This window comes from Reyranella sp., from assembly GCF_044224635.1.
Classification (GTDB): domain Bacteria; phylum Pseudomonadota; class Alphaproteobacteria; order Reyranellales; family Reyranellaceae; genus Reyranella.
In genome coordinates this window covers 79,321-92,264 of sequence record NZ_JBGAKA010000018.1, presented here as the reverse complement: position 1 = coordinate 92,264, position 12,944 = coordinate 79,321, and the positions used below count along the sequence as shown (strand labels likewise).

The 12,944-nt window shown below is 65.4% G+C and carries 13 protein-coding genes; 6 read left to right on the top strand and 7 right to left on the bottom strand.

Translation table 11 applies throughout. From position 1 onward, the window contains the following. Positions 1-7: 7 nt before the first annotated feature. A complete protein-coding gene (locus tag ACILR9_RS17605; RefSeq protein ID WP_395711249.1) occupies positions 8-1,228 on the bottom strand; it encodes an ABC transporter substrate-binding protein in 1,221 nt (406 codons plus the stop codon). 307 nt (positions 1,229-1,535) lie between these two features. On the opposite strand from ACILR9_RS17605, the gene ACILR9_RS17600 reads away from it, so the two are divergent. Both ACILR9_RS17600 and ACILR9_RS17595 read left to right on the top strand, forming a co-directional pair. Beyond that, a complete protein-coding gene (locus tag ACILR9_RS17600) occupies positions 1,536-1,832 on the top strand; it encodes a type II toxin-antitoxin system Phd/YefM family antitoxin (protein ID WP_395711286.1) in 297 nt (98 codons plus the stop codon). Beyond that, entirely contained in the window at positions 1,829-2,251 is a 423-nt protein-coding gene (locus ACILR9_RS17595; protein ID WP_395711248.1) for a type II toxin-antitoxin system VapC family toxin, read from the top strand. The genes ACILR9_RS17600 and ACILR9_RS17595 overlap by 4 nt, the downstream gene beginning before the upstream one ends. A 159-nt stretch (positions 2,252-2,410) precedes the next feature. Here the strand turns inward: ACILR9_RS17595 and ACILR9_RS17590 are convergent, their stop codons facing one another. From ACILR9_RS17590 to ribA, 3 genes are all read right to left on the bottom strand, one after another. Then, on the bottom strand, positions 2,411-3,631 hold the full coding sequence (locus ACILR9_RS17590; RefSeq protein WP_395711247.1) for an ABC transporter substrate-binding protein: 1,221 nt from the start codon (positions 3,629-3,631) through the stop codon (positions 2,411-2,413). A 73-nt stretch (positions 3,632-3,704) separates the two neighbouring features. Beyond that, positions 3,705-4,817 carry an alanine dehydrogenase gene (ald, locus tag ACILR9_RS17585; protein WP_395711246.1) on the bottom strand — a complete coding sequence of 371 codons (1,113 nt, stop codon included), beginning with the start codon at positions 4,815-4,817 and terminating at the stop codon, positions 3,705-3,707. Positions 4,818-4,972: 155 nt separating this feature from the next. Beyond that, positions 4,973-6,154 (bottom strand): GTP cyclohydrolase II, encoded by a 1,182-nt coding sequence (gene ribA / locus ACILR9_RS17580; protein ID WP_395711245.1) that lies wholly within the window; start codon positions 6,152-6,154, stop codon positions 4,973-4,975. Positions 6,155-6,257: 103 nt separating this feature from the next. Between ribA and ACILR9_RS17575 the strand changes: the two genes are divergently transcribed. The 3 genes from ACILR9_RS17575 to ACILR9_RS17565 all read left to right on the top strand — a co-directional run bounded on the left by ACILR9_RS17575 (position 6,258) and on the right by ACILR9_RS17565 (position 9,076). Next, a complete protein-coding gene (locus ACILR9_RS17575; protein ID WP_395711244.1) occupies positions 6,258-6,956 on the top strand; it encodes a response regulator transcription factor in 699 nt (232 codons plus the stop codon). 115 nt (positions 6,957-7,071) lie between these two features. Then, entirely contained in the window at positions 7,072-8,139 is a 1,068-nt protein-coding gene (locus ACILR9_RS17570) for a ferritin-like domain-containing protein (RefSeq protein ID WP_395711243.1), read from the top strand. A 322-nt stretch (positions 8,140-8,461) separates the two neighbouring features. Next, positions 8,462-9,076, top strand: coding sequence for a hypothetical protein (locus ACILR9_RS17565; protein ID WP_395711242.1), 615 nt, complete (start codon positions 8,462-8,464; stop codon positions 9,074-9,076). 163 nt (positions 9,077-9,239) lie between these two features. Here the strand turns inward: ACILR9_RS17565 and ACILR9_RS17560 are convergent, their stop codons facing one another. Together ACILR9_RS17560 and ACILR9_RS17555 are read right to left on the bottom strand one after the other, a co-directional pair. After that, a complete protein-coding gene (locus ACILR9_RS17560) occupies positions 9,240-9,857 on the bottom strand; it encodes a YoaK family protein (protein WP_395711241.1) in 618 nt (205 codons plus the stop codon). After that, positions 9,854-10,876: an FAD-binding oxidoreductase gene (locus ACILR9_RS17555; RefSeq protein ID WP_395711240.1), complete on the bottom strand. Its 1,023-nt coding sequence runs from the start codon at positions 10,874-10,876 to the stop codon at positions 9,854-9,856. The genes ACILR9_RS17560 and ACILR9_RS17555 overlap by 4 nt, the downstream gene beginning before the upstream one ends. A gap of 152 nt (positions 10,877-11,028) precedes the next feature. Here ACILR9_RS17555 and ACILR9_RS17550 point away from each other — a divergent pair, with 152 nt between their 5' ends. Continuing rightward, the gene (locus ACILR9_RS17550) at positions 11,029-12,096 is read left to right on the top strand and encodes a ferritin-like domain-containing protein (protein ID WP_395711239.1); all 1,068 of its coding nucleotides are present in this window, start codon (positions 11,029-11,031) and stop codon (positions 12,094-12,096) included. 178 nt (positions 12,097-12,274) lie between these two features. On the opposite strand, the gene ACILR9_RS17545 is transcribed toward ACILR9_RS17550, so the two are convergent. Next, complete coding sequence (locus ACILR9_RS17545) at positions 12,275-12,928, bottom strand: hypothetical protein (protein WP_395711238.1); 654 nt, start codon at positions 12,926-12,928, stop codon at positions 12,275-12,277. Positions 12,929-12,944: the final 16 nt, after the last annotated feature.

The following is a 12,944-nucleotide window of genomic DNA, read 5'->3' as shown; positions in this document are numbered from 1 at the left end:
AGTGTCCTTAGGAGCCTTCGTGGCTCAGGACCTCGCCGAACAGCTTCCACGTCTCGCCGTCGAAGCGCGCCAGCTGGACGGACTGGATGGGGTAGAAATCGGTTGGGCTGGTGTTGATCTTGATGCCGGGCAGCAGGATCGGCACCACCAGGTCCTTCATGCTGGCGGCCTGCTTCATCAGGTTGGCGCGCGTGAGATTGTCGCCGCAGGCCGTCAGCACGTGGCGCATGGTGGACGACACGGAGTAGGCATAGGTGTACGAGGCGTCCGCCATGTTGCCCTGGGGGATGTATTTCGCCATCCACGCCTTCCATTCGAGGAAGTCGGGCGCGTTGGCCCATTGCGGATCGGTCGGGTCCTTGAGGTAGGCGGCGGTGATGATGCCCTTGCTGTTGTCGAGGCCGGCCGGCTTGAGGGTCGACGCCACCGATGCCGCGACGTTGGCGAGGTAGTGGGCGGGCTTCCAGCCGAGGTCGGCGACCTTGCGGATCGCCTGCGCGGCCGCCTTCGGCGCGGCATCGTTGAAGAAGACGTCGGCGCCTGAATCCTTGAGCTGGATGATCTGGCTGTCGACCGTGGGATCGGTGACCTCGTAGCTCACCGTCTTGATCAGGAACTTGTCCTTGTCCTTGCCGAAGCCGGCGATGAAGCCGTTGAGGTAGTCCTTCCCGGAATCGTCGTTCTGGTAAAGCATCGCGACCTTGCCATTGGGATGGTTGGCCATGATGTGCTTGGCGTAGAGAGCGGCCTCGGTCGCGTAGTCGGGCTGCCAGCCCATCGTCCACGGGAACTCCTTGGGATTGCCCCACTTGGACGCGCCGGTGGCGACGAAGAGCTGCGGCACCTTCTTCTGGTTGAGGTATTTCTGCACCACCGTGTTGGTCGGCGTGCCGAGCAGCTGGTAGATCGCGAAGACTTGGTCGTCCTCGACCAGCTTGCGCACCATCTCGACCGTCTTGGGCGGCTGGAAGCCGTCGTCGTAGGTGATGAAGTTGATCTTGCGGCCGTTGATGCCGCCCTGGTCGTTGACCATGTTCCAGTAGGCCGTGATGCCTTTGCCGATCACGCCGTAGGCCGACAGCGGCCCGCTGTAGGGGTTGGTGTGACCGAGCTTGATCTCCTTGTCGGTGACTCCCGGATCGTATTTCTTCTGCGCGCGGACGATGGCGGGGGCGAAGGTGAAGGCGGCACTGCCGGCGATCACCGCGCGGCGTCGAATCCTGGACATACTACTTCCTCCTCGAGGCACCCCTTACACTGCTCGGGGTTGCTCGAGGCGAGACTAGCGACTCCCGCCGCCGGCCTTCCAGGATCCGGCAGACGACTCTTCCGCCCTGCACATCGAGCGTGTCGTGCTCAGCTGCTTCACTCGAGATGACGTCGGCAAACAGCTTCCATGGTTCGCCGTCGAGGTGCGTCGGCTCCCGTCAGATCGGAGCGCGTCAGCTCGGTCACCGTATTGCGTCGGCACCTGCCGCATCGTCGTGGGCATCAAGTATCTTGAAACAGACGGCCTCTCCGATATACTAGTCAGTATGACTAGAAAATCCCAATTGCCGCCCAAGCTGCCACGTCCGCCGGGACGTTGGCCACTTCAGGATGCCAAGGCTCGCTTCAGCGAGCTGGTGCGCCGCGTGCGGAGCGAAGGGCCGCAGCTTGTGACCGTGCACGGGCGCGACGAGGTCGTCGTCGTAGCTGCGGACGAATTCCGCCGCCTCAAGGGCGAGCGCACAGGGCGAGCACTGGTCGACGCCCTGCAAGCGTCGCCTTATCGCGACGTCGATATCGAGCCGAGGCGCGGGCAGATGCCCGTGCGCGACGTCGATCTGTGACGGGGTGGCTGCTCGACACTAACGTCCTGTCCGAACTGCGGCGGTCGAGGCCCGACAAGAAAGTGGTGGCGTTCGTCGACGGGCAGCCGCTCGACCTGCTCCATGTCAGTGCGGTGACGCTGGCGGAGATTCGGTTTGGCATCGAGCTTCTGGCCGACGCCGCGCGGCGTGCGGAGCTGAACGACTGGCTGACGCACAAAGTCCGGCCGATGTTCGAGCAACGCATTCTCGACGTAAGCGAGGACGTCATCCTCAAATGGCGGATGCTGGTCGAAGCGGGCCGCAAGGCGGGCCACACCTACTCGCAGCCCGACCTGTTCATCGCAGCGACCGCGATGCATCACGGACTCACGGTCGTGACGCGGGATACGCGCGAGTACGAGCGCGCCCGCGTTCCCGTTCTCAATCCCTGGATATGAATGTTGCGACGACATTCTTGTCATCCCGGGTTCAACGCTTGCGGAGGAAGCGTCGCTTGCAAGGGATCTTTGGCGAGGCGTCAAAGATCCCTCGCTGCGCTCGGGATGACAGCCGTTTGTAGGGCAGGTCCCCCCTCTGCGGAGAGCGAGAAAGACCGGCTACGCGGTATCGCCCGAGATCACGTCACCGAACAGCTTCCAGGTCTCGCCGTCGAAGCGCGCCAGGCACAGCGACTGGATGGGATAGAAGTCGGTCGGGCTGGTGTTGATCTTGATGCCGGGCAGCAGCAGCGGCACCACGAGATCCTTCAGGCTGGCGGCCTGCTTCATCAGGTTGGCGCGCGTCAGCTCGTTGCCGCATTGCGCCAGCACGTGCCGCATCGTCGTCGATACCGAGTAGGCGTAGACGTAGGAGGCGTCCGACATGTTGGCGCCCGGCATGTACCTGGTCATGAAGGCCTTCCACTCGACGAAGTCGGGCGTGGTCTCCCATTGCGGGTCGGTCGGATCCTTGAGGTAGTAGGCGGTGAGGATCCCCTTGCTGTTCTCGAGCCCGGCCGGCTTCAGGGTCGAGGCGACCGAGGCCGAGACGTTGGCGAGATAATGCGCCGGCTTCCAGCCCAGGTCGGCCACCTTGCGGATCGCCTGGGCCGCCGCCTTGGGCGCGCAGGCATTGAAGAACACCTCGGCGCCCGAGCTCTTGATCTGGATCACCTGGCTGTCGACGGTCGGGTCGGTGGCCTCGTAGCTCATCGCGGCGACGACCTGCTTCTCGTTGTCCTTGCCGAGGCCCCTCTGGAAGCCATGCAGGTAGTCCTTGCCGGCATCGTCGTTCTGGTAGAGCACGCCGATCCTGGCGCCCTTGTGATTGGCCAGGATGTGCTTGGCGTAGATCGTCGCCTCGGAGACGTAGTCGGGCTGCCAGCCCATGGTCCACGGGAACTCCTTGGGATTGCCCCACTTCGACGCGCCGGTGGCGACGAAGAGCTGCGGCACCTTCTTCTGGTTGAGGTATTTCTGCACCACCGTGTTGGTCGCCGTGCCGAGCAGCTGATAGGTCGAGAAGACCCCATCGTCCTCGACCAGCTTGCGCACCATCTCGACCGTCTTGGGCGGCTGGAAGCCGTCGTCGTAGGTGATGAAGGTGACCTTGCGGCCGTTGATGCCGCCGCCGTCGTTCACCATGTTCCAGTAGGCGGCGATGCCCTTGCCGATCACGCCATAGGCCGACAGCGGCCCGCTGTAGGGATTGGTGTGGCCGAGCTTGATCTCCTTGTCGGAGACGCCGGGATCGTACTTCTTCTGGGCGCGCACGATGGCGGGAGCGAACGCGAAAGCAGCGCTGCTCGCGAGCAGCGCACGACGCCGAATCCTGGACATGATGTTTCCTCCTGGAACGCCCCCTGTTTTCAGGGGTGCGGCCGGAAGATTAGCTGCTTCTACCGCCAGGCGGCTAGGCCGCCAGGGCCTCCAGGGGCGAGAAGGGCAGGTCGAGCGCCTCGGCGACCGGCCGGCAGGTCAGCCTGCCGTCATGGACGTTGAGGCCGTTGCGCAGATGCACATCGTCTGCGATGGCCTTCTTCCAGCCTTTGTCGGCGAGCGCCAGCGCGAACGGCAGAGTCGCGTTGTTCAGGGCGAAGGTCGAGGTGCGCGACACCGAGCCCGGCATGTTGGTGACGCAGTAATGGGTCACGCCTTCCTCGCTGTAGACCGGATGCGAGTGCGAGGTCGGATGGGAGGTCTCGCAGCAGCCGCCCTGGTCGATGGCGATGTCGACGATCACGCTGCCCGACTTCATCGCCTTCACCATGTCGCGCGTCACGATCTTGGGTGCGGCCGCCCCCGGCACCAGCACGGCGCCGATCACCAGGTCGGCGCGTCGCAGGATCTGGCTCACCGCGTCATGGGTCGAGAAGATGGTCCGGGCGGTCGGCATCTGCGCCGCCACGCGCCGCAGCACCTCGGCCGAGCGATCGACCACCGTCACCGTGGCGCCCATGCCGAGCGCAATGGTGGCGGCATGCGTGCCCGACACGCCGCCGCCCAGCACCACGACTTCAGCCGGCGGCACGCCGGGCACGCCGCCCAGCAGCACGCCGCGCCCGCCCTGGGCGCGCTCGAGATAGTGCGCGCCGACCTGCGGCGCGAGGCGCCCGGCGATCTCCGACATCGGCGTCAGCAGGGGCAGGCCGCCGCTCGGCGAGGTGACGGTCTCGTAGGCGATCGCCGTCACGCCGCTCTTCAGCAGGTCGACCGTCTGCTCGCGGTCGGGCGCCAGATGGAGGTAGGTGAACAGCACCTGGCCGCGGCTGAGCCGCTTGCGCTCCGAAGCGAGCGGCTCCTTGACCTTGACGATCAGCTCGCTGGTCGCGAACAGCGTCTCGACATCGGCGACGATCGTGGCGCCGGCGGCGACGTATTGCTCGTCCTCGAGGCCTGAGCCCTGGCCGGCGCCGAGCTCGATCTGCACCTCGTGGCCGTGCCGCACCAGCTCGGCGACCGACGACGGCACCAGCCCGACGCGATCCTCGTGATCCTTGATTTCCCTTGGGACGCCGATGCGCATGGAGGCTCCGGGTTGTGGTTCAAGCGGGCTTCTCTGTCATCCTGAGCGCAGCGAAGGATCTCATTGCCGGATGCAACCGGAGCACGGCGGACCTTCTGGCGATGAGATCCTTCGCTGCGCTCAGGATGACAAGAAGAAAGGCTCACCGAGTCGCCCTACAGCAGATGCCCGGCCCGCTCGGCCTTCGTGCGCAGGTAATTCTCGTTGTGGCCATTGGACGGGAACGAATGCGCGACGCGCTCGGCCACCTCGATGCCGTAGCGTTCGAGCTGGGCGATCTTCTCCGGATTGTTGGTCATCAGCCGCACGCGCTTGATGCCCATGCGCGACAGCATGGTGGCCGCCGGGGCATAGATGCGTTCGTCGGCGTCGAAGCCCAGTTGCTCGTTGGCGTCGATCGTGTCGAAGCCCTCGTCCTGCAGCTCGTAGGCGCGCAGCTTGTTGACCAGGCCGATGCCGCGGCCCTCCTGCGCCAGGTAGAGCAGGACGCCCGAGCCGCGCCTGGCGATCTCGGCAATGGCGCCGCGCAGCTGCACGCCGCAATCGCAGCGCAGCGACCCGAGAAGATCGCCGGTGAAGCATTCGGAGTGCAGGCGAATCAGGACCGGCTCGGTCGGGTCGATCTCGCCGACCACGATGGCGAGATGCTCCTTGCCGCCGTCGCTCGGCCGCCACGCCAGGATACGGGCGTTCTCGGCGCCTTCCAGCGGCACATAGGCCTGGGCAACCTGCTGGAGGTTGCGCGAGGCGGTCTCCTCGTAAGCCAGCACGTCGGTAGCGTCGACGTAGACCAGATCCTGATCCCGCGCCCAGTCGCGCCGCTTGTTGCGAGGGTCACGGCTGAGCGGCCCCAGCACGACGGCGGGCAGCAGGCGGGCGAGCTTGGCGAGCTCGATGGCGGTCTGGGCGATGCGCTCGGCCCGGTTCACCACCGGCCGCGACAGATGCCGAAGGGCGGCGTGGCGCATCGGCACGCCGGGGCCGTCGCCGGGGGCGTATTCGTGGGGCCGCAGGATGATGTCGACCGGAACGCCCTCGGGAAGGTCCAGCGTGATCGGCTTGTTGGTCTCGCCCAGCCCGCCGGCGATGTGGGGCGGAATCTCCATGCCGATCGCCTCGACGCGGCGGCGAGTCGTGACCAGGGTCGGGGCGTCCTGGGCGAGGCCCTGCAGGCGCTGCAGGGCGCGCGGGCCGCAGGATTCGGCGGCGACGACCAAACCGCCGGCACCCTCCTCGTCGCGCAGCACGACGATGCCGCCACGCCGCAGCTCAGCCATGGCGCGCTCGACGGCGGCCAGTGCAGTGGCCGTGCGGGAATGGACCTGTGCCGGACTCATAGCTTGCTTACCCTTAGCATGCCGCAGCCCCCGGTCGAAGAGAACCGCTTTTGCCGCTGCTGCGTACCAGATAAAGTGTCTCGAGGCGCCCGCAGGAAGCAGCATGACCCAAAATAATCGCGGCAAGAAGATCCTGCTCGTCGACGACGACCAGACTCTGCGCACCGTTCTCGCCGAGCAGCTCGACCTCTATGACGGCTTCACGACCATCCAGGTCGGCACCGCGGCCGAGGGGCTGGAGAAGGCCAAGCTGGCCCACTACGACGCCATCCTGCTCGATATCGGCCTGCCCGACATGGACGGCCGCGAGCTCTGCAAGCTGATGCGCCGCCAGGGCGTGCGCGCGCCGGTGATCATGCTGACCGCCGCCGACAGCGACGCCGACACCATCCTGGGCCTCGAATCGGGCGCCAACGACTACGTCACCAAGCCGTTCCGCATCAATGTCCTGCTGGCCCGCCTCAGGGCCCATCTGCGCCAGCACGAGCGCAGCGAGGATGCGGTCATGACCATCGGCCCCTACGAATTCCATCCCGCGGCCAAGATGCTGGTGGAGAAGGGCGGCAAGAAGAAGGTGCGGCTGACCGACAAGGAGACGTCGATCCTGAAGTACCTGTTCCGCGCCGGCGACCGCCCGGTGGCGCGCGACGTCCTGCTGAACGAGGTCTGGGGCTACAACGCCGGGGTGACCACCCACACCCTGGAAACCCACATCTACCGCCTGCGCCAGAAGGTCGAGAAGGACCCGACCGCCGCGGCCATCCTGATCACCGACCGCGGCGGCTACCGGCTGCAGCCGTAGCATTTTCCTCCCCAGAGAAGCTGGGGAGGAGACTGAATGGCAGTGCTTGCCAGAAGGTGACCGAAGCGTCATCTTTTCGATCCAACCCTGCGACAATCACCCCGGAGGGCTCTTCATGAGCACCCAACGCCTCTACGCGCTGCCGGTCGACATCACCGAATGGAAGTTCGACGGCGCCACCGAGCTGCAGTTCAACTGGGAGTACGACGACGGCTCCGACGCCCTGCTCGAGCTTTACGAAAAGGGCAAGAAGCAGCAGTGGGATGCCAGCACGCGGCTCGACTGGTCGCTCGAGCTCGACCCGGACAACCCGATGCAGCTCAAGGACGAGGCGATCTCGATCTACGACACCGACTACTGGCGCAAGATGAATGCCCAGGAGCGGGGCTGGCTGCGCCGCCACCTGCAGGCCAACTCGATCTCCCAATTCATGCACGGCGAGCAGGGCGCGCTGATCGCGACCGCCAAGATCGTCGGCACGGTGCCGGACATGAACGCCAAGTTCTACGCCGCCACCCAGGTGATGGACGAGGCGCGCCACGTCGAGGCCTACAAGCGCCTGCTGCACGAGAAGTTCGAGCTCGCCTATCCGATCAACAAGGCGCTGCAGGCGCTGCTCGAGCAGACGCTCAGCGACCGGCGCTGGGACATGACCTATCTCGGGATGCAGGTGCTGATCGAGGGGTTGGCGCTCGCCGCCTTCCAGTCGATCCGCGACAAGGCGGGCAATACGCTGGCCGGCGCGGTCAACGCCTATGTCATGCAGGACGAGGCGCGCCACGTCTCGTTCGGCCGCCTGGCGCTGCGCGAGTACTATCCCGGGCTCAGCGACGCCGAGCGCGACGAGCGCGAGGAGTTCGTGGTCGAGGCACTCTATTTCATGCGAGACCGCTTCAATCAGTCGGAAGTGTGGGAGCGGCTCGGCCTGCCGGCCGACGTGCTCGATGCCATCCACTACAATTCCAAGCAGATGAACTCGTTCCGCGGCCGCCTGTTCAGCCGCGTCGTGCCGACGGTCAAGGACATCGGCCTGTGGGGCGAGCGCGTGCGCAAGGCCTTCGCCGACATGGGCGTGATGGAGTACGCCAAGATCGACGTCGCCGAGCAGCTCGCCAACGACGGCCGCGTCGCCGAGGAATTCGACCGCAAGATGTTCGTCGAGAAGGCCATCGCGGCGGAGTGACGGCACAGGCGCGTCGAGGCTGTTGACTGTCGGCTGGGCAAGCCTGCGTGGAGCCGACACCAACCCTACCCGCATCTTTCTTGTCATCCTGAGCGCAGCGAAGGATCTCATCGCCAGAAGTTTCGAAGCACACTCGTGGCGAGCGGCGATGAGGTCCTTCGCTGCGCTCAGGACGACAGAATGGCGGCCATCCGGTCGCACTTCACGGCGAGCATTCCCTGTCCGTCGATTAACCCCAGGTCACAATTCCGTGCGGACTGGCTGATTGCAGCCGAAGTGCCGGCGTGCGGGTGGTAGAAGGCGGCAACGTCGGAGGGATTCGATGCCTCACCTGCCGCGCCGCCAACTTGTCGTTCTTGGTCTTGGCCTGACCGTTCTCGCCCAGCCGCTCGCCGCGCAGGAGACGGTGCGCGTGCGCGGCGCGATCGAGAAGAAGGATGGCGCCGCCTACATCGTGAAGACACGCGATGGTGAAACGTTTCGGGTCGAGCTTGCCGACAAGCCGCTCTTCACTGCCGTGGTTAAGGCGTCGATGAGCGACCTCAAGCCCGGTATGTTCGTTGGGGCGACCGCGACGCCGGGCGCCGGCGACAGCCTGCAGGCGATGGAGGTGCACATCTTTCCCGAGGCGATGCGCGGCGCCGGAGAAGGCCATCGGCCATGGGATCTCAAGCCGCAATCGACCATGACCAATGCCAATGTCGAAACGATGGTCACCGGCGTCGATGGCCATACGCTCACCATGAAGTACAAGGACGGCGAGAAGAAGCTCGTGGTCACGCCGCAAACGGTCGTCGTCACCTTCGCGCCGGGCGATGCGGCGGAAATTGGCCCGGGCACCAAGGTCTTCATCTCGGTGGCGCAGAAGCAGGCCGACGGCAGCGTGAAAGCGCCGCGCATCACCTACGGCAAGGACGGGCTCACGCCGCCGATGTGATGACTGTTTTCCTCCCTAGCGAAGCTGGGGAGGTGTCGCCGTCTTACGGCGACGGAGGGGTCATGAGCTACGGGACTGAGGCTCATGACCCCTCCGTCCGCGAAGACGCGGACACCTCCCCAGCTTCGCTAGGGAGGAGAAGAAAAAGAGCGCCACGCGGGCGTCAGAGAAACATCACCAGCACGAGCAGCACCGCCGGCACGATCAGCGGGTAGGGCATGACGTGCAGCAGCAGGGCGCCGGCGACGGCGCCTGCCAGGTAACCGAGCCAGGTCAGCAGGAGCAGGCGCGGCGTCGTCTTGGCCGGCGGCGCTTTTGCGGCGCCGGGCAGCAGGGCATCGAGCGCGGCGTCGGCGGTGCGGGCGAGCGTGCTGGTCACCACGACCGTGCTGATCGAGGCGCCGCCGAACTGGGTGATCGCCGAGGCCTGCAGGCCCATGGCGAAGGCGACGATCAGGACCTTCGACTCCGCCCCGAGAGGCAGGAAATCCAATCCGGCCAACAAGAGTGCCTCGATCGCGATCGCGATGGCAGGCCTGTGCCACAGGCGCAGGATGAGGCGGGCCAGCATGGCGCCGATGAAGAACGTCACCAGCGGCGACAGATGGCGGGCGGCGTCGGAGTACCGCTTCTCGGCGACGGCGATGCCGGCCAGCACCGTGTTGCCGGTCATGTTGGCGGCGAACACGGCGCCCATCGTGATGTAGCCCACCGCGTCGGCGATGCCGGCGACGACGGTGAGGAGCGTCGCCTGGAGCGTCGGCTGGCCGGCGATCGTCACACCACGTCGTAGGTGATCTCGACCTCGGCGCCGAAGCAGTGGCCCTGGCAGGTGAGGATCCAGTTGTTGGCGAGATCATCCGGCGTATAGATGTCGTTCTTGGCCAGCACGATCTTGCCCTTGATGCGCTTGGCCGCGCACGAGGCGCAGAAGCCTTCCTCGCACGACGACAGCGGGTTGAGCCCGGCGCCGCGCGCCGCCTCGAGGATGCTCAGCCCCTTGCGGTAGGGGACCTTGTGCACCTTGCCCTCGAAATGGATGGTGATCTCGCTGGGGATCACGTCGCCTTCTTCGGTCGGCTCGATCGGCACGGCATCGTTGCCCGAGGCCTCGAAACGCTCGATGCGCACGCGCTCGCGCGGCATGCCGGCGCCAAGCAGCGTGTTCTCGACCAGGGTCATGAACGGACCGGGGCCGCAGAGATAGGCTTCCGCCGTCTCGAAGCCCTTCAACGTCGCCGTGATCTCCTCGACCGTGGTGAGTCCCTGCGTCACGTCGAGATGATGGATCACCTCGAGGCGGCCGGGATACGCCGCCTGCAACGCCTCGAACTCGGCATCGAAGATGATCGAGGGCTTGTCGCGGTTGGCATAGAACAGCCGGATCCTGCGCGGGGAGTTCTTCAGCGCCGACTTGATGAGCGACATCATCGGCGTGATGCCGCTGCCGCCGCCGAACAGCAGCAGGGGAGCCGCGCTGTCGCTCAGCACGAAGCGACCGGCCGGCGGCAGCACCTCGAGCGTGAGACCTTCCTTCAGCGCGTCGTGAAACCAGTTCGAGCCCTTGCCACCGGTGACCCGCTTCACCGTTACCTTGGGCAGCCCGTCGATCTCGGGTGCGCTCGACAGCGAGTAGCAGCGATTGAAGGCACCCTCGTCATGCGGAACGCGGAAGGTCAGGAACTGGCCGGCTTTGTAGCGGTACTTCTCGACCAGGTCGGGCGGCACCTCGAGCACGAAGGAGCGCGCGTCGGGCGTCTCCTGGATGACCTTGGCGACGCGTAACTGGTTGTATGCCATCGATAAATCCATCTTCAGGATAGCTGCAATTTCCGTGCAAGACTCTTCCAGCAGAGTGTGATAGGTTCCGCTGAGAAAAATGACCGGAGCGTCAACTTTGCCGTTCCGGGCGAAAGGAATGGGACAGCGTTCAGCGCCAGGAGGCAAGGGCCATGACGACGCAAAAGATCTATCAGCTCCCGGTCGAGGTCACGAATTGGAAGTTCGACGGCGCCACCGAGATCCAGTTCAACTGGGAATATGACGACGGCTCGGCCGACCTGCTGAACCTCTACGAGAAGGGCAAGCAGCAGCAGTGGGACACCAGCACCCGGCTCGACTGGAGCCAGGAGCTGTTCGAGGGCAACCCGATGGGCATGTCCGACGAGTCGATCCCGATCTACGGCTCGCCGTTCTGGGACAAGATGACCGACAAGGAGAAGGACTGGCTGCGCTTCAACCTGCAGTGCCATTCGATCTGTCAGTTCATGCACGGCGAGCAGGGCGCGCTGATCGCGACCGCCAAGATCGTCGGCACCGTGCCCGACATGAACGCCAAGTTCTACGCCGCCACCCAGGTGATGGACGAGGCGCGCCACGTCGAGACCTACAAGCGGCTGATCCACGAGAAGTTCAAGGAAGCCTATCCGATCACCGAGTCGCTGAAGAACCTGCTCGAGCAGACGCTCAGCGACCGGCGCTGGGACATGACCTATCTCGGCATGCAGGTGCTGATCGAGGGGCTGGCGCTCGCCGCTTTCCAGCGCATCCGCGACACCGCCAAGAACAATCTCGCCGCCGCGGTCAACGCCTACGTCATGCAGGACGAGGCGCGCCACGTCACGTTCGGCCGCATGGCGCTGCGCGAGTACTATCCGCAGCTGTCGGACCACGAACGCGCCGAGCGCGAGGAGTTCACCGTCGAGGCGCTCTACTTCATGCGCGACCGCTTCAACCAGGCTGAGGTGTGGATGCGCTCGGGCCTGCCGGTCGATAAGCTGATGGAGTACGCCTACAACTCGGGTGCCATGCAGAATTTCCGCACGCGCCTGTTCACCCGCATCGTGCCGATCCTGAAGGAGATCGGCCTGTTCGGACCCAAGGTGCAGAAGGCGCTGGGCGACATGGGTGTCATGGAATACGCCAAGATCGACGTCGAGAAGCTGATCGGCAACGACCTCAAGGTCGCCGAGGATTTCGACGCCAAGAAGTTCGTCCACCAGGCCGTCGCGGCGGAGTAGGGCGGGACCCAAGCGAAGATTAAAGGTCCCCTCGCTGCGCTCGGGATGACAGTATTGGTGTCATCCCGAGCGCAGCGAGGGACCTTTCATTTCTGCTGGGGGCGCACCACTCCAGTGGCGCGTCTTTCTGTGTGATCGCGGATGATCGCGCCACTGGAGTGGCGCCCCCCAGCTTGATCTACTTGCAGCTCTCGATCTTGGGCGGTGCCCCGATGACGGTGGCCACCTTGGAGATGTCGAGACAACGGGCACCGATCCAACCCTGCAGCTGCACGAAGATCGCGTACTTGGCGAAAGTGTCGGCCTGCTCGACGGGCGTGCCCTTGGCGCGCGCCAGCAGCCAGAAGAGCGCGTAGATGTTGCTGGTCGCGTAGTCGGCCGCCGCCATGTCGATATCCTTGCCCCACAGCGCGGCGTTCTTGGCCGCTGCCCCGGTCGGATCGGCGATGCCCGCCAGCCACGCATTCGAGTTGGCTACCAGCGCATAGGGCCCGCCCTGTTGCGCGCGCAGTGCCTTGGCCTGCTCGGCCACGGCGACGTAGCCCTGCCCCATGATCGTGCTGCCGGCGCAGCCGCTGCGGCAGACCGCGACGAAGGTCAGGTATTCGGCCAGGATGATCTCGATATTGCCGTTGTTGTGCTTGCGCCAGGCGCGCGCCAGGTGCCAGCCCTGCGTGGTCTCGTTGGTCCACGGCTTGGACGCCAGCGGCGTGTCGCGCTCGAGATCGCCGATCACCGCCTGGGCAGCGGCCTGCCATTCGGCGGGAATCTGCGCAAATGCCTTGCCGGCCCCCATGAAGGCGAGCAGCACCAGCGCGATCAGGATTTTCATGGTCGATCTCCCGAAT